General features: G+C 37.9%; 15 protein-coding genes. 4 read left to right on the top strand and 11 right to left on the bottom strand.

Features of this window, described 5'->3' with window-relative positions; all coding sequences use genetic code 11:
- The first annotated feature begins 156 nt into the window (after positions 1–156).
- Positions 157–990: a UDP-2,3-diacylglucosamine diphosphatase gene (locus tag QL995_RS13530; RefSeq protein WP_290294376.1), complete on the top strand. Its 834-nt coding sequence runs from the start codon at positions 157–159 to the stop codon at positions 988–990.
- A gap of 25 nt (positions 991–1,015) precedes the next feature.
- Here QL995_RS13530 and QL995_RS13525 read toward each other — a convergent pair whose 3' ends face one another.
- From QL995_RS13525 to QL995_RS13510, 4 genes are all read right to left on the bottom strand, one after another.
- Complete coding sequence (locus tag QL995_RS13525) at positions 1,016–4,075, bottom strand: ATP-binding protein (RefSeq protein ID WP_169043701.1); 3,060 nt, start codon at positions 4,073–4,075, stop codon at positions 1,016–1,018.
- 278 nt (positions 4,076–4,353) lie between these two features.
- Positions 4,354–5,562 (bottom strand): ABC transporter permease, encoded by a 1,209-nt coding sequence (locus tag QL995_RS13520; RefSeq protein WP_165721959.1) that lies wholly within the window; start codon positions 5,560–5,562, stop codon positions 4,354–4,356.
- Entirely contained in the window at positions 5,555–6,343 is a 789-nt protein-coding gene (locus QL995_RS13515) for an ATP-binding cassette domain-containing protein (protein ID WP_007586825.1), read from the bottom strand. The genes QL995_RS13520 and QL995_RS13515 overlap by 8 nt, the downstream gene beginning before the upstream one ends.
- Positions 6,340–7,152 (bottom strand): DUF3025 domain-containing protein, encoded by an 813-nt coding sequence (locus QL995_RS13510; RefSeq protein WP_290294375.1) that lies wholly within the window; start codon positions 7,150–7,152, stop codon positions 6,340–6,342. The genes QL995_RS13515 and QL995_RS13510 overlap by 4 nt, the downstream gene beginning before the upstream one ends.
- A 113-nt stretch (positions 7,153–7,265) precedes the next feature.
- Here QL995_RS13510 and QL995_RS13505 point away from each other — a divergent pair, with 113 nt between their 5' ends.
- Positions 7,266–8,891, top strand: a complete 1,626-nt coding sequence (locus tag QL995_RS13505; protein WP_290294374.1) for a M28 family metallopeptidase — start codon at positions 7,266–7,268, stop codon at positions 8,889–8,891.
- A 160-nt stretch (positions 8,892–9,051) separates the two neighbouring features.
- Positions 9,052–10,227 carry a putative manganese transporter gene (locus QL995_RS13500; RefSeq protein ID WP_007586835.1) on the top strand — a complete coding sequence of 392 codons (1,176 nt, stop codon included), beginning with the start codon at positions 9,052–9,054 and terminating at the stop codon, positions 10,225–10,227.
- Positions 10,228–10,297: 70 nt separating this feature from the next.
- Here QL995_RS13500 and QL995_RS13495 read toward each other — a convergent pair whose 3' ends face one another.
- The 7 genes from QL995_RS13495 to seqA all read right to left on the bottom strand — a co-directional run bounded on the left by QL995_RS13495 (position 10,298) and on the right by seqA (position 18,279).
- A complete protein-coding gene (locus QL995_RS13495; RefSeq protein WP_290294373.1) occupies positions 10,298–10,663 on the bottom strand; it encodes a DUF805 domain-containing protein in 366 nt (121 codons plus the stop codon).
- 149 nt (positions 10,664–10,812) lie between these two features.
- On the bottom strand, positions 10,813–12,396 hold the full coding sequence (locus QL995_RS13490; protein WP_290294372.1) for a dihydrolipoyllysine-residue acetyltransferase: 1,584 nt from the start codon (positions 12,394–12,396) through the stop codon (positions 10,813–10,815).
- An 8-nt stretch (positions 12,397–12,404) separates the two neighbouring features.
- Complete coding sequence (locus tag QL995_RS13485) at positions 12,405–13,382, bottom strand: transketolase C-terminal domain-containing protein (RefSeq protein ID WP_008171214.1); 978 nt, start codon at positions 13,380–13,382, stop codon at positions 12,405–12,407.
- Positions 13,382–14,596, bottom strand: coding sequence for a thiamine pyrophosphate-dependent dehydrogenase E1 component subunit alpha (locus QL995_RS13480; protein WP_290294371.1), 1,215 nt, complete (start codon positions 14,594–14,596; stop codon positions 13,382–13,384). Before QL995_RS13480 ends, QL995_RS13485 begins: the two co-directional genes overlap by 1 nt.
- 265 nt (positions 14,597–14,861) lie before the next feature.
- On the bottom strand, positions 14,862–15,914 hold the full coding sequence (gene astE / locus QL995_RS13475) for a succinylglutamate desuccinylase (protein WP_290294370.1): 1,053 nt from the start codon (positions 15,912–15,914) through the stop codon (positions 14,862–14,864).
- Between the two features lie 121 nt (positions 15,915–16,035).
- Positions 16,036–17,673: a phosphoglucomutase (alpha-D-glucose-1,6-bisphosphate-dependent) gene (pgm, locus tag QL995_RS13470; protein WP_007586850.1), complete on the bottom strand. Its 1,638-nt coding sequence runs from the start codon at positions 17,671–17,673 to the stop codon at positions 16,036–16,038.
- A gap of 9 nt (positions 17,674–17,682) precedes the next feature.
- Entirely contained in the window at positions 17,683–18,279 is a 597-nt protein-coding gene (gene seqA / locus QL995_RS13465; RefSeq protein WP_197188717.1) for a replication initiation negative regulator SeqA, read from the bottom strand.
- Between the two features lie 220 nt (positions 18,280–18,499).
- On the opposite strand from seqA, the gene QL995_RS13460 reads away from it, so the two are divergent.
- Positions 18,500–19,267 carry an alpha/beta fold hydrolase gene (locus QL995_RS13460; RefSeq protein ID WP_290294369.1) on the top strand — a complete coding sequence of 256 codons (768 nt, stop codon included), beginning with the start codon at positions 18,500–18,502 and terminating at the stop codon, positions 19,265–19,267.
- Positions 19,268–19,339 lie beyond the last annotated feature (72 nt).

The raw sequence follows: 19,339 nt of genomic DNA, 5'->3' as shown, positions 1-19,339 counted from the left end.
GAGCAGCTATTTTCAGCGCTAACTGCGTTGAATTTACTGAAAATCTCTGGCTAGAGAAAATAAATTTAAATATCACCATGATTCAATACCTTAGTAAATCTCTTAACCAGAGTTCAGGTTATTTAACTATTACACTCGATACTTTAGGGAATGAAAATGAGTAATGGCGCAAACACTAAGAAGCAACACTACCCTGCTATTTGGATATCTGATGTTCATTTAGGTTACAAAGACTGTAAAGTAGATTACTTACTCGATTTTTTAAACTCGGTAGAATCCGACACACTTTATTTAGTGGGTGATATTATTGATTTATGGTCAATGAAACGTCAGTTTTATTGGCACCCTTCGCATTATCAAGTATTAAACTCTATACAAAAAAAAGCAGCTAGCGGTACACGCGTCATTTATATTCCCGGTAATCATGACGAAACGTTTAGAAACTATATAAATCAAACATTATTTGGTATTGAAATCCACCAGCAGTTTATTCACACCACTAAAGCTAATAAACGTTTTTTACTCGTACACGGTGATGATTTTGATTCCGCGACACGCTATAACAAACTTATTAGTATCGCAGGGGATGCAGGGTACGACTTTTTATTATTTTTAAACCGCTGGACCAATCGTATTCGAAAGCTATTTGGTGGTAATTACTACTCGCTTGCATCATGGATAAAAGCTCGCGTACACAAAGCACGTGAAGCGATTAAAGCCTTCGAAGATGCCGCAATTCATGAAGCTAAAAAACAAAACGTAGACGGTATTATTTGTGGACACATTCATCATCCCAAAATAAAAGTAGATAACGGAATTATGTATTGTAACGATGGAGACTGGATTGAGAGTTGTACGGCGCTGGTAGAGCAGCAAGATGGAAAAATTGAATTACTACATTGGTCAGACACACAAACCGTACTCGATAGCGCCGACATAACAAAGTTAAATATATCAACGGATGCTAAACCAAAAAAATCAGCTGCATAAGCAGCTGATTCTCAATTAATAACTATTAACTTAGCCAGGTGATTAACTTATCTTTTAGCGTTCTTGGCTTGATTGGTTTAGTAATATAGTCGTTCATGCCTGCAGTTAAACAACGTTCTCTATCACCTTCCATTGCGCTTGCTGTCATAGCAATAATAGGTATGTAAGTGTAGTCTACCCCGGCCTTACTATTTCTGATTTCACTTGTTGTATCGTAGCCATTTAAGTTAGGCATTTGGCAATCCATTAAAATAACATCAAAAGCTTGCTCTGTGTTTTCTCTTAATGCTTCTAATGCTTCTACACCGTCTGATGCACAGGTGATTTTTACTTTTGTGCGCTTTAAAATCGCCTTAGCAACTTCAATGTTTATCATATTATCGTCTACTAATAATATATGATAAGCAGATAGATCAGGCTCTACTTGTTCTTCTGTTAAGCCTTTTGGTGGCGCTATAATGCAATCATTACTGGCACCAAATAAGCTGGCTAACTTATAGCTAAATTGATCTTGGGTAAGCGGTTTATTTAGAATGTGGCTACCCTCAGGTAATATCATTTTAGTCGGTTTATCGGTCACCATGTCGCGTAAAATTAAGACGTACTTTTTATTAAACTGCTTACAGTAATCAATTAACGCATCAATTTGAGGATGCTCATCGTCAATCAATAATAAGTCAGCTTCAAACTCTTTATGCTCACTAAAGTAGTCGAGTCTTACAATGTTTTCTGCATTTACTTTACAGGTTAGTAGCAATAAATCGCACACGTTTTTATAAACGTTATCGCGCGCTATTAATGCCGCTACGTTAATACTTGTAGCAAGCTCAATACCTGTGTTTAGTTTTTTCTCTTGTGCTACATGTAGCTCAACTGTTGCGGTAAAGGTACTACCAGCACCCTTTTCACTTATAACCGTAATATTACCACCCATTAACTGAGCAAGTTTTTTACATATAGATAAGCCTAAGCCTGTACCACCAAAATGGCGGGTTGTACTTGAATCTTCTTGTGTAAACACTTCAAATAGTTTGTCTATGTTCTCTGGCGCTATACCAATTCCGGTATCTTTTATTGTAAAGCTCATTAATAACTTTGAGTCGGTAATGTACTTAGAGCCGACAGTTAAACTTACTTCGCCTCGGTGGGTAAATTTAAATGCATTATTAACTAAGTTAATTAAAATTTGTTTTAGTCGATGGCTGTCGCCAATAACCATTCTATCTACTACATCTTTTGTATCTAAGAATACTTCAAGACCTTTGCGCTGGCCCTGTAACGCTAAAGAACTAATCATATCGCTACATACTGTAACAACATCAAATGTATGATTATCAATATCAAGCTTACCCGCTTCAATTTTAGAAAAATCGAGAATATCGTTAATCAAATTCATCAGAGAGTTAGCACTACTATTAGCTAATTTTAAGTAATGGTATTGTTGTTCACTTAAGCCATCTTCTTTGAGCATTTCAAGCATACCCAAAACGCCATTCATCGGTGTGCGTATTTCGTGAGATATATTTGCTACAAAGTCACTTTTTGCTTGGCTCGCTGCTAATGCTTGATCAATTGCTCGCTCTAGCTCAACAGTCCTTTGTGAGACTTTTAGCTCTAAAGTACTGTTTAAGCCTTCAAGCTCTGATTGAGTATTTTTTAATGAGCTAATATTTCTTAAAATAGCCGCTACCTGATAACGGTTATTGTAGACATCAAAAATACTACTGAGTGTAATTGAAAAGTATTGTTTGTTGCCATAACCATCTGTGTAGATAGCTTCAAACGGCATTTTTGATCCGTTTGAAATAGTCTCTTCTATACAGTTATTATCGGCTTCATTTAAGTTAAATAAAGAAACAAAATCAGGGCTAGTGCCTGAGATTGAATTACCGAAAACCTCTTTAGCTGTATTATTAAAGTGAACAATTTCGCCGTTTTGCTCAATTGTAAAAATAGCATCCAAAGAATTTTCTATTACTTTATTGTTTTGCTCTTTTAGAGAATTAATTAACAACTTACGGTTTATAAAACGTTGGTATAAAAAGGCAATAACTAAAAATACGCTAAAGAATACCACTAGCATTGCAATAAAGTTTTGACGCCTTTCGTTCACCTTTGCAAACAACGTTTTAGTATCAACACTTACACCAAGCTCTAAAGGTAACATCGCAATATCACCATCAAGCGAAATACGCTTTTTTAACGTGTAAGCAATTGGGTAATTACTTAGCGGTAAAGTGCCTTGCTCTGCCATTGTGCTTGCAGTGGAAAATTCTTCAGTCCATGTTTTTGCTTTATTAAATTCAAAACCGAAGCGTAATTGAGAGTTTGGATGATATAAAAATTCACCTTCATTATTCATTAGGTAAATTTGTGTTCCTTGTGGAGATTCAACCGTTAAACTTTTTATTAATTTATCAGCAAAGTAGTTAGTGACTAATATTGCAAAAATTTTATTTTTTTCATCAAAAACAGGCTTAGCTACACGAAAAGTACTTATATAAGGTTCTTGTATCTGCCCATTTTCACGGTTGTAGTTAATTGGAGAAATATAAACACTTTTATTATCGAGCATACTCGCTTTTATCATGTAATCGCGTTGGCCTTTCTTTTGTAATTGCAGACCTTGCAGTCGATTAATTTCTCCAAGTTGGTTTCTATCAACCCTGACAACTTCTTGCCCACCATCTGCGAGAATAATATAGCGAGCCTGAAGTATGCTGTCGTCTGTGCGCATAAAACCACTAAAAATACTCGCTAAGCGCTCTTCCCAAACGTCAATGTGCGTGCCTAACAAGGGATCTATTTTCTTGTTTTCAGTGGCGCGAGTAATGCCTTTAATCGGGGGCGTTGCGTCTAAAAAGCGAATAGCGGTAACACTATCTTTAAGATGGTTTTTTAGTGAAAGGCTTTTTGTTTCAAGCTCACGTTTTAATTCTATTTGGGCTGAATTATAAACATCACTTCTTACTTTTTGGTCAAACAAATACAGAGATGGTAAAGCTATAAGAACAAATATTATTGTTGCAACGAGCATTAGTCTATTATTTTTTGTCACATTCAAAAAATTATTCTTTTTCAACATTTACCTTCACCATAAATTTTTATTGTTATTAGTATAGAGCATTAACGAAAGAATTGGACCATCTAACTAATCGGTTATCGTTATAATTTTTATAATAAAAAGACTAAATCATTAGTTTTATTTAGAGCACTCTCTCTATATGAATTATAAATGAATGAGAGTAACCATATCGACTTACACAGACTATAAAATAGTTGTTTCAACCAATCATCCCTTTAAAATATAAAAGGTAGCCAATGCTACCTTTTATATTTTTTCAGAATGCTAAATCTATATAATTATCTAAATAATACATCTTCTCGGTTAAACCATTTAACACAAAATGCTAGTAACGCACCTGCAATAAGTACGGTTGCTAAAAATATTAGCCCTACAAAGGTATAATCAACTGTGCCTTTAATTATGTCTTTAATGGCTAATGCAACGTTTGTTACCGGGATAAACGCGGTTTTAGCAGTCAATTCCATATTTGGCATTATTGAAATAATGATAGGGAAAAATACGACCATACTTAAAGGCTGCATATAATTTTGTGCCTCTTTAAATGTACGCGCATAAATTGAGATAGCTAACGCTAAAGAAGAGAATATGGCAGCCAGCGGAAGTAAAAGTAAAAAAATCATCAGTAAATCACTAACTGCTAGCGTACCGAAGGCCGTTTTAATGAAATCTAAGTCAGCAAATGCTAATGCAACTGCAACCCAACACCCCATACTCACAATCGTAATAGTGGTTGATGCAATAGAGGTAGTAAGTAATGTTATAAATTTACCGAGCACCAGTTCTGTACGTGTAATAGGTGTAAGTAGGAGTGTTTCTAACGTGCCGCGCTCTTTTTCGCCGGCACCTAAATCTATCGCTGGGTAAGTAGCCCCCATTAAAACCAATGGGATAAGTAAATAAGGTAAATAGGCGCCTATTTTTTCACCTAAATTTTCACGTTTATCGGCTGTATCTACTTTAACAACTTCAATAGGGTCAAGAATAGCTTTATGCGCAGACTCTTCTATCCCAAAGCTTTTTAACTTATCAGCTTGCAGTACGTCACTGTATTCCTGAGCAAGTTCTTTAACCCGATCGAATAAATAGTTTATTGATTTAGCATCGTTAAATACAACTTGCCATTTGCTTTGCTCACCACTGTCGAGAGTTTTTACGGCATTACTTGGCAAGTAAATCCCCATATCTATGTCGCCTGCGGTAACACCTGCTCTGAGATCTTCTATTGTATTAAAGGTTTTACTGCCATTATAAAGTTCAAAGCTTTTATGGTAAAACACTTTGTCAGTAAATTCTTGTGCATATTCGCCGTTAATAATTACGTATGTATTTACTTTTTGATCGGCGTCAAGTGCAGCTTGGGTGCCAATAAAAGCAACAATAGCAAATATTATTGGGAAAATAAGTACTGGCAGCAACACAACAAACATAAGGGTTTTTTTGTCGCGAAGGAGCTCTTTTAATTCCTTTTTATATACTTCAAACATCATGTTTCTCCGTTAATATGTTCATAAACGCTTGATTAAGCTCATCACTATTACCTGCTTGTTTAAATTCATCTACTGTTCCATCAAAGCAGCTAATACCTTCGTTAATTACAGCGACTCGGTCACATAAAAGTGCAACTTCATCTAAATGATGGGTCGAAAAAATAACAGGTGTACCTTGCGCCTTTAAGCCCTTAATAAATTGAATAACGGTTTGCGTGGTCATTATATCGAGACCCGTTGTTGGCTCATCAAGCACAACAACTGCTGGGCGATGCACAACAGCACGCGCTATATTTGCTTTTTGCTTCATACCTGTTGATAGGTTTTCTGCGCGTTTATCTACAAACTTATGCATATCAAGCAATGTAAATAGCTCATCACAACGCGATGCAATATCGCTTTTGCTCATACCGTGGAGCTTTGCAAAATACTCTATGTTTTCTTTTACAGTTAAGCGGCCATACAAACCGGTAGAGCCCGATAAAAAACCGATAGACTTACGTCCCAGTAGCGGTTTTTTTACAATGTCGTTTCCGGCAATTGTTATTGAGCCTTCATCGGGCTTTAACGCGGTTGAAATCATTCTAAGTGTAGTTGTTTTACCCGCACCATTTGGGCCTAGCAACCCAAGTACTTCACCCTTAGCACAGCTAAAACTCACATCTCGTACTGAGTGAAAGTAATCTTTATCTTCACGAGGGTCGATGTCGTCTATTTTATTTTTTTTGTGATCTTTAGTTAGCTTAAATTTCTTTTTAAGCCCAGCAACTTCTATCATGTTCGTATCCTTCGTTTCGCTCTAAAATAATCTGTATTGTTGTAAAAAGAGTCGTCTTTGTTTTCGCCATGCCAGCCAGGCACACCTAATAAAGGCAGTGGTGAAAGCTGTTTGTTATCAGCTAAGCAGTTATCTGTATTAATCATCTCATAAAGGGCTTGGTCAAGGTACTGGTATTGAGTTACTAAATCTTTACAAAATATTTCATCCGGTACACAAACAAATAACGCTTTACCTGTTAAGCCTATATAAGGTTTAGTAAGCATTTCGTAATTTGCATGACCAAACATAAAAGGTTTTATTGTTTTACCCCACTCATGTTTGTGTTCAACAAATGCTGTTTTCCATTGATGATCGCAAAGCCACTGCTGCCATTTACTCTCACTTATAGCTAATACAACACCACATTCATCAAAGAGCGTTAGTGCATTACGATGCTTAGTACGCTTTTGCAAACCATGCTCAGCTATATCTTGCACATGACGCTGGTTAATAAGTGCTTTGGTTTTAGGAAATAAACACCAAATAAAGCCACCAAATAAGTCATGCCAGTTCTCACTGCGTGTAGGTACAATACCCGTTTCAAAAATAACTTGTTCGTAATAACGATCGCCAAAATCTACCTTTGCATCATCTTCAAAAGTAATAGGAATATTATTCGCATTAATAGCGGTTAAAAATGGAGAAAACCACTGCGGCGCCGGCCAATCTGTTAATTCGTTAACTTTAAACAGCTCACGTAAATGCGCAAATGCACCTGTTTCTAGACTACTGATTTGCCACTGCTCGGGGGGAGTAAAACGCTTCATTTAAACCTTTAACAATTTATGCCTATAATTTACGAGAAGTTTACCGCAAAAACTGGTTCTACTTAATAGAAGTTAATATACTAATCACAACTTAAAACAAAAAAAGAGCTGACATGAAACATTATTTCTCTCTCACACTCCTCGCTACCGCTGTTTTAGCAGGTTGCGCAACAACAAGTATTACACCTACTGATGTAACAAATGGTTATAACAGTATCCAAGCTGATGAACTGGCTAAACATGTAAAAGTACTTGCATCGGACGAATTTGGTGGTCGTGCTCCTTCATCACCAGGCGAAAAGCTAACGCTTAATTATTTAACTGCGCAGTTTAAAGCTTTAGGTTTAAAACCAGGTAATGGCGACAGTTACTTACAAGAAGTGCCATTAGTTTCTTTAGAAGCAGATTCGAACATGGTGCTTAGCATTGGCGGTAAAGACTACCAATACAAAAAAGACATGGTTATGGGTAGCAGCCGCATAAGCGCACAAGAAACCATAGAAAATTCTGAACTTGTATTTGTGGGCTACGGCGTTAATGCACCTGAATACAATTGGAATGATTACGAAGGCTTAGACGTTAAGGGCAAAACGGTTGTAATGCTGGTTAACGATCCGGGTTTTGCAACAAAAGACCCTGCTTTATTTACTGGCGACGCAATGACCTATTATGGGCGTTGGACATACAAATACGAAGAAGCGAGTCGCCGTGGTGCCGCAGGTGCAATTATTATTCATGAAACAGCACCTGCATCCTACCCGTGGTCGGTTGTTGAAAACTCGTGGAGCGGCGAGCAGTTTGGTTTTCAAAAAGAAAACAACAATATGGACCGCGTAGCCGTTGAAGGCTGGGTTACAACTGACGTAGCAAAAGAGCTTTTTACTAAAGCAGGTTTAGATTTTGATACCGTTAAAACGAATGCTGCTAAAGGTGCTTACCATGTTGATATGGGCGATTTAACTGCTTCTGTTAGTATTAAAAACACGATTAAAAAATCGGTGTCGTATAACTTTATCGCCACTTTACCTGGTAGTGAAAAACCAGATGAGCATGTTATTTACTCAGCTCATTGGGATCACTTAGGTACAGACAAAACACGTAAAGGCGATCAAATTTATAACGGTGCTCACGACAATGCAACGGGTACCGCTGGGCTAATTGAAGTAGCCGAAGCCTTTACAAAATTACCTAAGCACCCTAGCCGTTCAATGACATTTTTAGCGGTAACTGCTGAAGAGCAAGGCTTATTAGGGTCTAAATACTATGCAGCAAATCCAGTGATTGCAGCTAATAAAACAGTCGCTAACATAAACATGGATAGCTTAAATTTATTAGGCAAAGTAAAAGACATGAATGTGGTTGGTATTGGTAAATCACAAATGGATGAGTTTTTAGAAACTGCGGCTAAAGAGCAAGGCAGAACAATATCAGGTGATCCTAAACCATCATCGGGTGGCTATTACCGCTCTGATCACTTTGCATTTGCAAACATGGGCATTCCGGCCATGTACGCAGGTGGCGGCACAGTGGCTGCTGATGAAGAAACGGCTAATTACCGTAAACGTATGAGTTTAGTACTTCGCGGTTGTTACCATCAACCATGTGACCGTTACCGTGATGAATGGGATTTATCGGGTGCTGTTCAAGACTTACAATTATTTTATAAAGTAGGTTTTGATATTTCTGAAACAGAACAGTGGCCAACGTGGAATACAAACTCTGAATTTCAGCGTAAGTAGCCCAATTTAATCACAGCCTTTAATTCAAATTTAAACTAACTTAGATTTGGCTATCGAAAAACTCAAACAGAGTAATCGATTTAAATAGATGCAAATGATATTGATTATCATTTAATTAAAATATACAGTGTGACCTAGTTAATTTATTAGGTCGCATTGTATGATTTCACTCCCTCACATTGGTTTTATTACTCCTGCCTCAAAACGATTTTTGAGCCAAAATAAACGCTTACTGCTGCCTTTATTTATTTTAACTTGCCTTGCAATACCGCAATTACGCGAAATAACAATGACCGCACTAAGTGATGCATTTTTTCAAGTGAGTGTGTTTGTTGCTGCTACCCTTTTAATTTATTACTACGCTATAGAACACTTACCTCAATTAGAGCTTAGTTATTTAAGTGCCAAGTCCCCTATTTTAGAAATTAGCTTTGCAGCGGTTTTAGGTGCATTACCTGGCTGTGGTGGGGCTATTATTGTGGTTACTCAATTTACAAAAGGCCAAGCAAGCTTTGGTGCTATTGTTGCGGTGCTAACAGCTACAATGGGAGATGCAGCATTTTTATTACTTGCTACCCGCCCTACTGAAGGCTTGTTAATTATGGGGATAGGGTTAGTTGTGGGTACATTCAGTGGTTTACTGGTTAATACAATACACAAAAAAGACTTTTTACGCCCAACAGCGCAAGAACAAAAGCACCAAATTAAAATACTCTCAACTAACATTATTAAAATCAGTAGACCGGTTTGGATGGTAGCAATTATCCCAAGCCTTATAATTGCCTTTTTGATTGCGTTTAATGTTGATTTTTCACAGTTTGGTTCAAGCACAAGCACTGTAATTACGCTATTTGGTGCGGTAATGGCTTTATTTATTGTTAGTATTTGGGCGCTTTCGTCAAGAGGTGAAAGCTATCAAGAAGTAACGTCAGAAGACGATGCATGTAACCCCCCTTCTAAAATAATAAAAGTATTACAAGATACCCATTTTGTAACGGCATGGGTTGTAGCCTCTTTTATGCTATTTGAGATTTTGGTTAACATTGCAGGACTTGATTTAAAAACGTGGTTTGTACATTACGCCTATTTAGCCCCATTAATTGCAGTGCTTATTGGATTTTTACCCGGCTGTGGCCCGCAAATAATTGTTACAACACTTTATATTCAAGGCATTATTCCCTTTAGTGCTTTAGCAGGAAACGCAATTTCTAACGATGGTGATGCGTTATTTCCAGCAATAGCAATGGCGCCCAAAGCTGCAGTTATAGCTACACTTTATACGTCTATTCCCGCATTAATAGTTGGTTATGGGTTGTATTTTTTTGCTGAAATTTAAAAGAATGAGAAATAAAAAAACAAAAAAGCTCAGCAATTGCTGAGCTTTTAACATGTTAAGTTATTCTTACTTATACAGTAGTTGGTTCTACTGCTAATTCTTTTGGATTTGGACCAAAATCATTTTCGCCTTCGTGCGAATCTTGCGCAAGAAAAACAATTAAAACAATCCAGCCGATTACTGGCACTAACCAAAGTAGCTGCCACCAGCCTGAACGGCCTGTGTCATGTAGACGACGAGCGCCAATACTTAAGCCAGGAATAAATAGCGCTAAGCTATAAATAGAGCTTACGAACATTGTGTCTGTAATACCATCTATAACACTTGTTAAAAGCGAAAAAATAATATTAATTAGCATAAACATCCAAAATGCTTTACGACGATTACGGCCTGAAAAATCTGCGTAGCTACGCAACGCGTTCATATAATGTTCCATGAAATTTCCTTAGTGTTATTTTTTATATTCCCTAACGGGGTTAACCTTATTACTTTTTAGTAACATTTGTATCTTAATTAAAAACAGCTGACATTAAAACAAAAAACCAGCTAAAAGCTGGTTTTTATTACATATTAACAATTTAGCTATTAACTCATAGCCATCATCATTGCCGATGGGTTTTCTAAGTACGATTTCCATAGGTTATTAAAGCGAGCAATAGTGCCCCCATCAATAACACGATGATCGCCAGACCAGCTCACTTGCATAATAGCTTTACTCACAACCTGCCCACTTTCATCAAAGCGCGGGAGATGCTGCAGTTTACCTAGCGCAACAATAGCCACTTCTGGTTTATTAATTATAGGGGTCGCAATAGTGCCGCCAATAGCACCAATGTTAGAGATGCTAATTGTCCCACCTTTTAAATCATCGGGTGCAACACGGCCTTCTCGCGCAGAATGAGTTAAGCGGGTTAAATCATTTGCCACATCAATAATGCTTTTACTCTGGCACGATTTAATATTAGGCACTAACAAGCCAATTTTAGAATCAACCGCTATACCGATATTATGATCGTTATAATAGGTAAGCTCTGAGCATTCATCGTTCACTTTAGAATTAAGTACAGGGTACTCTTTCATTGCTAGCGAGAGTGCTTTTACAAAAAATGGCATCATGGTGAGCTTAACGCCCTGTGCTTTGTACTGCTCTTTTAAAGCGCTACGCAAAGCTATAAGCAGTGTTAAGTCTATTTCATCACTAAACGTAAAGTGCGGAATAGTTGAAACCGAAGCTACCATTTGCTTGGCCATGGCCGCTTTAATGCCTTTAATTTGCTCTACTCGTACGCCACCGCTTTGATTCTGTGTTTGGTTTTGTACTGCACTTTGAGAAGCATCGCTATTAAGCGGTGAAGTATCAATAGTATTTGGCACTTCGCCTTTTACAAACTCTTCAATATCTTGCTTGTAAATACGTCCATTTTTACCACTACCTGGTACACAGGTTAAATCAACATCTAGTTCACGTGCTTTACGACGAACCGCAGGTGATGCAACCGCTTTTTGATTGATAACTTTAGCAGCTTGCTGCGTTTTAACAGGGGCAACTTTTTCAGCGACGGCATTAGTTTGAGCCTTTACGACCGCTTGGTTTATATCAACACTTGGTTTTGCTGCACTGCCTGCAATTGTCATTTGAAACAACGGGCTATGTACTTTTGCTATTTCGCCTTTTTGGTAATATAGTTTTTTTACTGTGCCTGTATATTTTGCCGGAATTTGTACTAATGCTTTGTCGGTCATTACGTCACAAACCGCTTGGTCTTCTTCTATTTCGTCGCCTTCAGCAACTAACCAATCAACAATCTCACACTCAACAATACCTTCACCAATATCCGGTAATATAAAGTCCTCAACCACATCAGCTGCATCATTAGTTTTATTTTCAGCTTGTACTGGCTCTTGTACTACTTCATTGCTAATGCTTTCACCTGCTACATCCATAGCGAATAAAGGGGCATGTACTTTAGCAATCTCACCTTTTAGATAATATAGCTTTGAAATAACGCCATCATGCACTGCCGGAATTTGTACTAATGCTTTGTCTGTCATAACATCGCAAATTGGCTGATCCTCAGATACGGTATCGCCTTCTTGTACTAGCCATTCAACTACTTCGCATTCAACAATGCCTTCACCAATATCGGGTAATATAAAATCTTTAGCCATGGTAACCCCTAAAAATCCATTGATTGTTTAATTGCAGCCAACACTTTTAGTGCATCTGGTACGTATTCTTTTTCAAGTGCCAGCGGGTATGGCGTATCTAGACCACATACACGTAAAATTGGCGACTCTAAATGCAAGAAACACTCTTGTTGTATTGTCGCGGCTATCTCTGCACCAAAGCCATTGGTTATAGGCGCTTCATGACTCACGATTAAACGGCCGGTTTTAATAACCGATTTAGCAATCGTTTCAACATCCCATGGTAAAATACTACGAAGGTCAATAACTTCACAGCTTATACCTTGCTCACTTGCTTGCTTTGCTGCATCTTCAATAATCTCCATTTGAGCACCCCACGCTAAAAGCGTAATATCAGCCCCCTCTTGCACTACTTCAGCCGTGCCTAATTCAATACTATAATCTTCTTCTGGCACTTCGCCAATTGATGCACGATATAAACGCTTAGGCTCAAAAAATATGACCGGGTTATCGTCTTTAATTGATGCACGTAATAAACCTTTAGCTTGATAAGGGTTACGCGGTACAACTACTTTCAAACCCGGTGTGTGTGCAAAATAGGCTTCGGGTGATTGTGAATGGTATAAACCACCAGCAATACCGCCACCATAAGGTGTACGAATAGTTAAGTTACCGACATTAAATTCATTACCACTGCGATAACGAAATTTAGCGGCTTCATTTACTATTTGATCAAACGCTGGGAAAATATAATCAGCAAATTGAATTTCTGCCAATGCAGGCGCACCAAAAGCAGCTAAACCATTAGCAAAACCTAAAATACCTTGCTCGGTTAAAGGCGTATTAAAAACACGATGTTTACCATACTTTTCTTGTAAGCCCGATGTTGCTCTAAATACACCACCAAAGTAACCAACATCTTCACCAAAAATACAGGCTTGAGGGTGTTCATTCATCGTAATATCGAGAGCAGAGTTAATTGCGTGGAGCATGTTCATTTTAGCCATTACTTAATTCTCCCTGCGGTTACTGGGTAAGCATCTGGATGCTGTTTTATATGTTCTTTTAGTTGCTCGTACTGGCGTTGCAATAATGGAATTGGTGTATCGTAAACGTCTGATACCAGTTCTTCTAAAGCGGGCTTTGCAACAACTTCAGCACGTTTAAGCGCGGCTAAAATTTCTTCACGAATCGACTCTTTTGCTTTTATATCGTCTTCTTCGTTTAACCAGTCTTTCTTGACCAGCCATTTTCTAAATTTATCAATAGGACACGTTTGATGATTCGCTTCTTCATCTTTAGAGCGATAACCACTTGGATCGTCTGACGTAGAGTGCGCACCCAAACGATAAGCAATCGATTCAATGAGTACAGGCTCACCTTGTGTTGAGGCTATTTCGCGTGCTTTTTTAGTCGCCGCATACACAGCAAGTGCATCTGTGCCATCAACACGAATTGTTTTAATGCCATAACCCACACCACGCGACGCAATACCATCGCCTTTAAATTGCTCATCAGCAGGGGTTGATATTGCATAGCCGTTATTACGTGCAAAAAATATAACCGGCGCTCTGTGAACAGCGGCCATATTTAAACCGGCATGAAAGTCACCTTCAGATGCAGCACCTTCACCAAAGTAACAAATAGTCACATTATCAATTGTGCTGGCAAGCTCGCCTGTTTTAGCGTCGATGTGCTTTATTTTTTGGCCATATGCATAACCCGTTGCTTGTGGTATTTGCGTACCCAATGGCGATGAAATCGTCATGTAGTTTAGCGCTTTAGAACCATAGTGAATTGGCATTTGACGGCCTTTGCCTAAATCCAATTCATTTGAAAACATTTGGTTCATAAATTGATCAAGCGTAAAGCCACGATAATGCAGGGCTGCCTGTTCACGATATTGAGCCATGATCATATCGTCTTGATCAAGTGCAGCAGCAGAGGCTGTAACTGCGGCTTCTTCACCTAGGCATTGCATATAAAAACTAACACGGCCTTGGCGCTGCGCGCCTTGCATACGTTCATCTAACAAACGTATAAAACGCATTGTTTCATATAACTTAATAGCGGTATGTTTTGAAATGTCAGGTGCGGTTGCACTAGGATGAATGTCGCCGTCCTCAGTTAAAATACTAAGGGTTGGAATATTAAGCGCTTGACCATCAATAAATTCAAGCTCGTGGTTAATATTCAGCGATACGTTATTTGGATTACTCATAACCTACCTTCTTTTGTTGTCGGTAAAACAGTGCCCCTTTAAATTATTATTGTGGGTGATTGTTGCTGGTTAAACTTTGCAACATCTGCACTATCTTTAATTAAAGCTGCCAACACTTTACGTTAACGTAAAGTGTTATTCAACAGATCTAGGACGAAACAAAAGCAAATACTGGTTAAATAAGTGGCAAGTTAACGATACGGTTACTTTAATTGATAGTAATCATATAGTTAACTTTAAGTTAATAGTGATCTGATGAGTTAAATTAGACGAAATTGCTATCAATATCCATTGGAATAACAGTAAGGAGTGCTCTTTGCCCTAATGTTACGCTCGCATTTGGAAAAATAATAGCCTCTCCTTCAACGTCAGCGTAAATCGCTGTATCACCGTCGGTTGCAAGTAGTTCACCTTTCGCAAAGCCAGTAAAGTTCTCGGCATCGTCAGAAAAAGGAAAGCTAAAATCGTTCTGCGTTCTATTAATTGTGCGATGGACAGCAAACAATTCAAAATCGCTAGCATTAAATTCAGGATATTTAACTTCATTTTGACTAATTAATGCAGTTAAGGTTTGCTTTGTTTTTTCAAAGCGAGCCATATCGTTTTGACCAAATGGCTTAACTTGACCCAGCTCTACCGTAAAAGAATCAGCACCGTGTATAAATGACGAATAATAGCTAAATGTTGTTGCAGGAGATTTCATCATAAGCACGGTATTTACACCACAACTCAATAAAAATTGTAACTGCGACTTTTTCCATGGCTTACCATGTAAAAATGGATACACAGCAAATTTTTCGTTTTTAGAGCCTCTAATTGCAGTGTGTAAGTCGTAATGACATCGGCTACTGCCTTGCTCGCCACGCGTATAAAAATCGCTTACGTATTGCTCAAGCTTTGCAGCGCGGTTTCGCTCATTATTCATTGGTACACCTTCAACTGTATGGTGACCATTAAATAATCTATTTAAGTTTTCTTCTACAAAACGCAGGCCTATATTAATTGATTGTGGATTACCGTAAATAAACAAAGCGCGCTGCTTAAGTATCAGCTCGCCTTTTATAATTTGTTTAATAAGTGCATCACAAATTTCAATTGGCGCAGTTTCGTTACCGTGTACAGCGCTTGAATAAACTACATCTTTTGACGTTATAACAGCAGGTTGAAACTCAATGACTCCGGTATCGTGTATATTTACACGAGTCCCATTATCTAAAACAAACTCACCTGCATCTAAATGCCATTCGTTGTCACGACTAAGCGTTAAAAAATCGCCTGTTTGTTTTAATTCATTTAAGTAAGATGGATTGGCTGACATATAATAAGCCCTTTAAAAATAATGTGAGAGTAGACTCTTATGCATTTATTTTTATAAATACACAAGGTATAGAAACGAAAACGGCTGAATAAATCAGCCGTTTTAAAATTATTAGATTAAGTTAGCTTATAACTGAATCTACAAGCTTTTTAGCTTCTTTTTCAAGTAACGCTAAATGCTCTTCACCTTTAAATGATTCAAGGTATATTTTATAAATATCTTCAGTACCTGATGGACGCGCTGCAAACCAGCCATTCTCAGTGACCACTTTTAAACCACCAATGGCGGCATCGTTACCGGGTGCATGAGTCAATTTTTGCAAAATAGGCTCGCCAGCAAGTGTATCTGCTTTAACATCAGAAGCACTCAATGCTTTTAAACGTGATTTTTGACCGCTTGTGGCTGGTGCATCTAGGCGTTTATAAATTGGAGAACCAAACTCTTGTTCTAATTCTTTATAAAGCGCTGATGGCGTTTTACCTGTTACAGCAAGTATTTCTGCAGCGAGTAGACCCATAATGAAGCCGTCTTTATCTGTACACCATACAGAGCCATCAAAACGTAAGAATGCAGCACCTGCGCTTTCTTCGCCACCAAAGGCAAGCTTGCCTTTGCTTAAGCCTTCAACAAACCATTTAAAGCCTACTGGTACTTCTTTAACCTTACGGTTGTTACGAGCAGCTACTTTGTCGATCATAGAGCTAGAAACCAATGTTTTACCAATTTCTACGGTTTCATTCCAATCACGGTGTTTAAGTAAGTAATCGATTGCCACTGCTAAAAAGTGGTTTGGATTCATTAAACCATCTGGCGTTACAATACCGTGACGATCGTAGTCAGGATCGTTACCAATAGACACATCAAAATCATCTTTTAGTGCAATAAGATTTGCCATTGAATAAGGTGATGAACAATCCATACGAATTTTGCCGTCTTTATCAAGTGGCATAAAAGCAAAACGTGGATCAACAACATCATTAACTACGGTTAAATCTAAATTATATTTTTTTGCAATGACTGGCCAAAAATTAATACCTGAACCACCTAGTGGATCGATACCAATTTTGATACCTGCATCGCTAATTGCTTTTAAATTAACGATATTTGCTAAGTCATCAATATAAGGAGTCATTAAATCTTCGTAGCGAATAAAACCAGAACGCGATGCTTTAGCGAATGGAAATAACTCAACTTCAACTAAATCTTCTAATAAAAGTTGATTAGCTCTGTCTTCAATCCATTTAGTGACGTCGGTATCAGCTGGTCCGCCATTAGGTGGGTTGTATTTAAAGCCACCATCTTCAGGAGGGTTATGCGAAGGCGTAACAACAATCCCGTCTGCTAATTCATTTGGGTGTAGCTTATTGTGGCTCACTATGGCATGGCTGATAACTGGCGTTGGTGTAAAATCACCGTCTTCTTGCGTTATCACTTGCACTTCGTTAGCAACTAATACTTCAATTGCTGAGTTAAATGCGGCTTCACTCAATGCGTGTGTGTCTTTGCCTAAAAATAACGGACCAAATATGTCATTTTGTTTTCTGTAATCACAAATAGCCTGAGTAATCGCTAGAATGTGTGACTCGTTAAATTTAACATCGTAAGAACAACCACGGTGCCCTGAGGTACCAAAGGCAACACAATGCTCTGGATTTTGTTCAAGATCAGGTTCATTTAAGTAATACGCAGATACTAATTTAGGTACGTTAACCAGTGCCGATTGTGGAGCAGTTTTGCCTGCGCCTGAGTGAATAGCCATTATATTTCCTTACAGGTAATCGCGAATTTTTTCAGCTTGCTCTGCACTATATCCAAGGCAAAGAGCGACTTCATGAAGCATCATTTTTTTACGCGTTGTATTAGAATTAGTCATAACCCAATATTCACTATCGGTTATGTTTTTAGGATTCATACTACTACCGCTATTTACTAAAGCTTCTTTACTAGTAGCAAAGTAAACACGGTCACGCCCTTTTATGTCTAATACCGCAGAAAAATCAGTTTTATGTGTGCGGTAAAATGCACTTAAAATAAACAAAAAGCGTCCAACAACACCTTTTTGCATTGCCAGCTCTTCTTTATTTAATACATTAAAAACATTATCGCTTTTTTGCTTCACGGATACGTGAGCTACAGGCGTTTGTTTTTTTGAAGTCTCAGCAGCAGATGGCTCTGAGCTTTTTAATGTGGCGGTAGACGTAGTCGCAGTTTGATTATTTTGAGTTAGTTCTACGTTTGCGGTTTGAATTTTTTCGCCGCTCAGATTTAATAAACGACGTAAAATAGTGGATGCACTTTCACCAATACTTTGCGTATTGCTAGCAATATATTGATATAACTCGTCGTCTATGTCGATTTGTTTCATGTTCTTCCTGTCATTACGGGTCACATTTTTTTCTCCCGTGTGATTATACCCAAACCAATCAGAAATGCGAGTTACAACAAGCACTCCCGTAAACATATTAATATTTACCTCATTGTTGTTGATTTAACAAACAAAAGCCCAATTTAATAAATAGTCGCTGTATTTTTTGCTTTTTAGAGCAATGCTCGGCAAACTATGGCGAAATTTTCAGGAGGCGGGTATGCAGTTAAATTACAAGCAACAAGGGCAAGGTCCTAATGTTATTTTGATACATGGGCTTTTTGGATCATTAGAAAACCTAAATGTAATAGCAAAACCATTAAGTGAACACTTTACTGTTATTAACGTTGATTTACGTAACCACGGGCTTTCTCCTCATAGTGATGAAATGAACTACCCGGCAATGGCACAAGATATTGTTGAGTTATTAGCACATTTGAACATAGATAAAGCACATTTAGTTGGGCACTCTATGGGTGGTAAAGTGGCAATGGAATTAGCGCTTACACATCCTGAACTTGTAAATAAGCTTGTTGTACTTGATATAGCACCTGTTAGTTACCCTGCTCGGCACACAAAAATATTACAGGCATTAAAAGCGGTTTCAGCACAATCAATTGACGATAGAAAACAAGCTGATGCTCTAATGCAGCCTTACATAGAAGAACTGGGAGTTCGACAGTTTCTACTTAAAAGCCTCGCTAAAAATGAGGAAGGTCATTTTGCATGGCGATTTAATTTAAATGTGCTTGACGAAAAATATTCTACAATCACATCCAATGTTAATGAAAACAATTCTTGTTTATGCGATGCTCTTTTCATTAAAGGTAATGATTCTGACTATATTTTGCCCGAGCATCGTACTGCAATTAAAGCTCGCTTTAAAAATACCAAGGCTAAAATAATTCATGGCGCAGGCCATTGGCTTCATGCTCAAAAGCCACTTGCTGTAAATAAAGCGATAAACGACTTTTTAACTGCGGTTTAAAGCAATTTTAATCGCGTGTTTTTGATTTTGCGCACTAAATATATGAATAATTATATGCTATAGTACGCGCCG

Origin of the sequence: Pseudoalteromonas sp. APC 3358 (assembly GCF_030408075.1) — a bacterium.
GTDB lineage: Bacteria > Pseudomonadota > Gammaproteobacteria > Enterobacterales > Alteromonadaceae > Pseudoalteromonas > Pseudoalteromonas arctica.
Note: the sequence above shows the minus strand (reverse complement) of the source record. Positions and strands in the feature narration are given on the sequence as shown.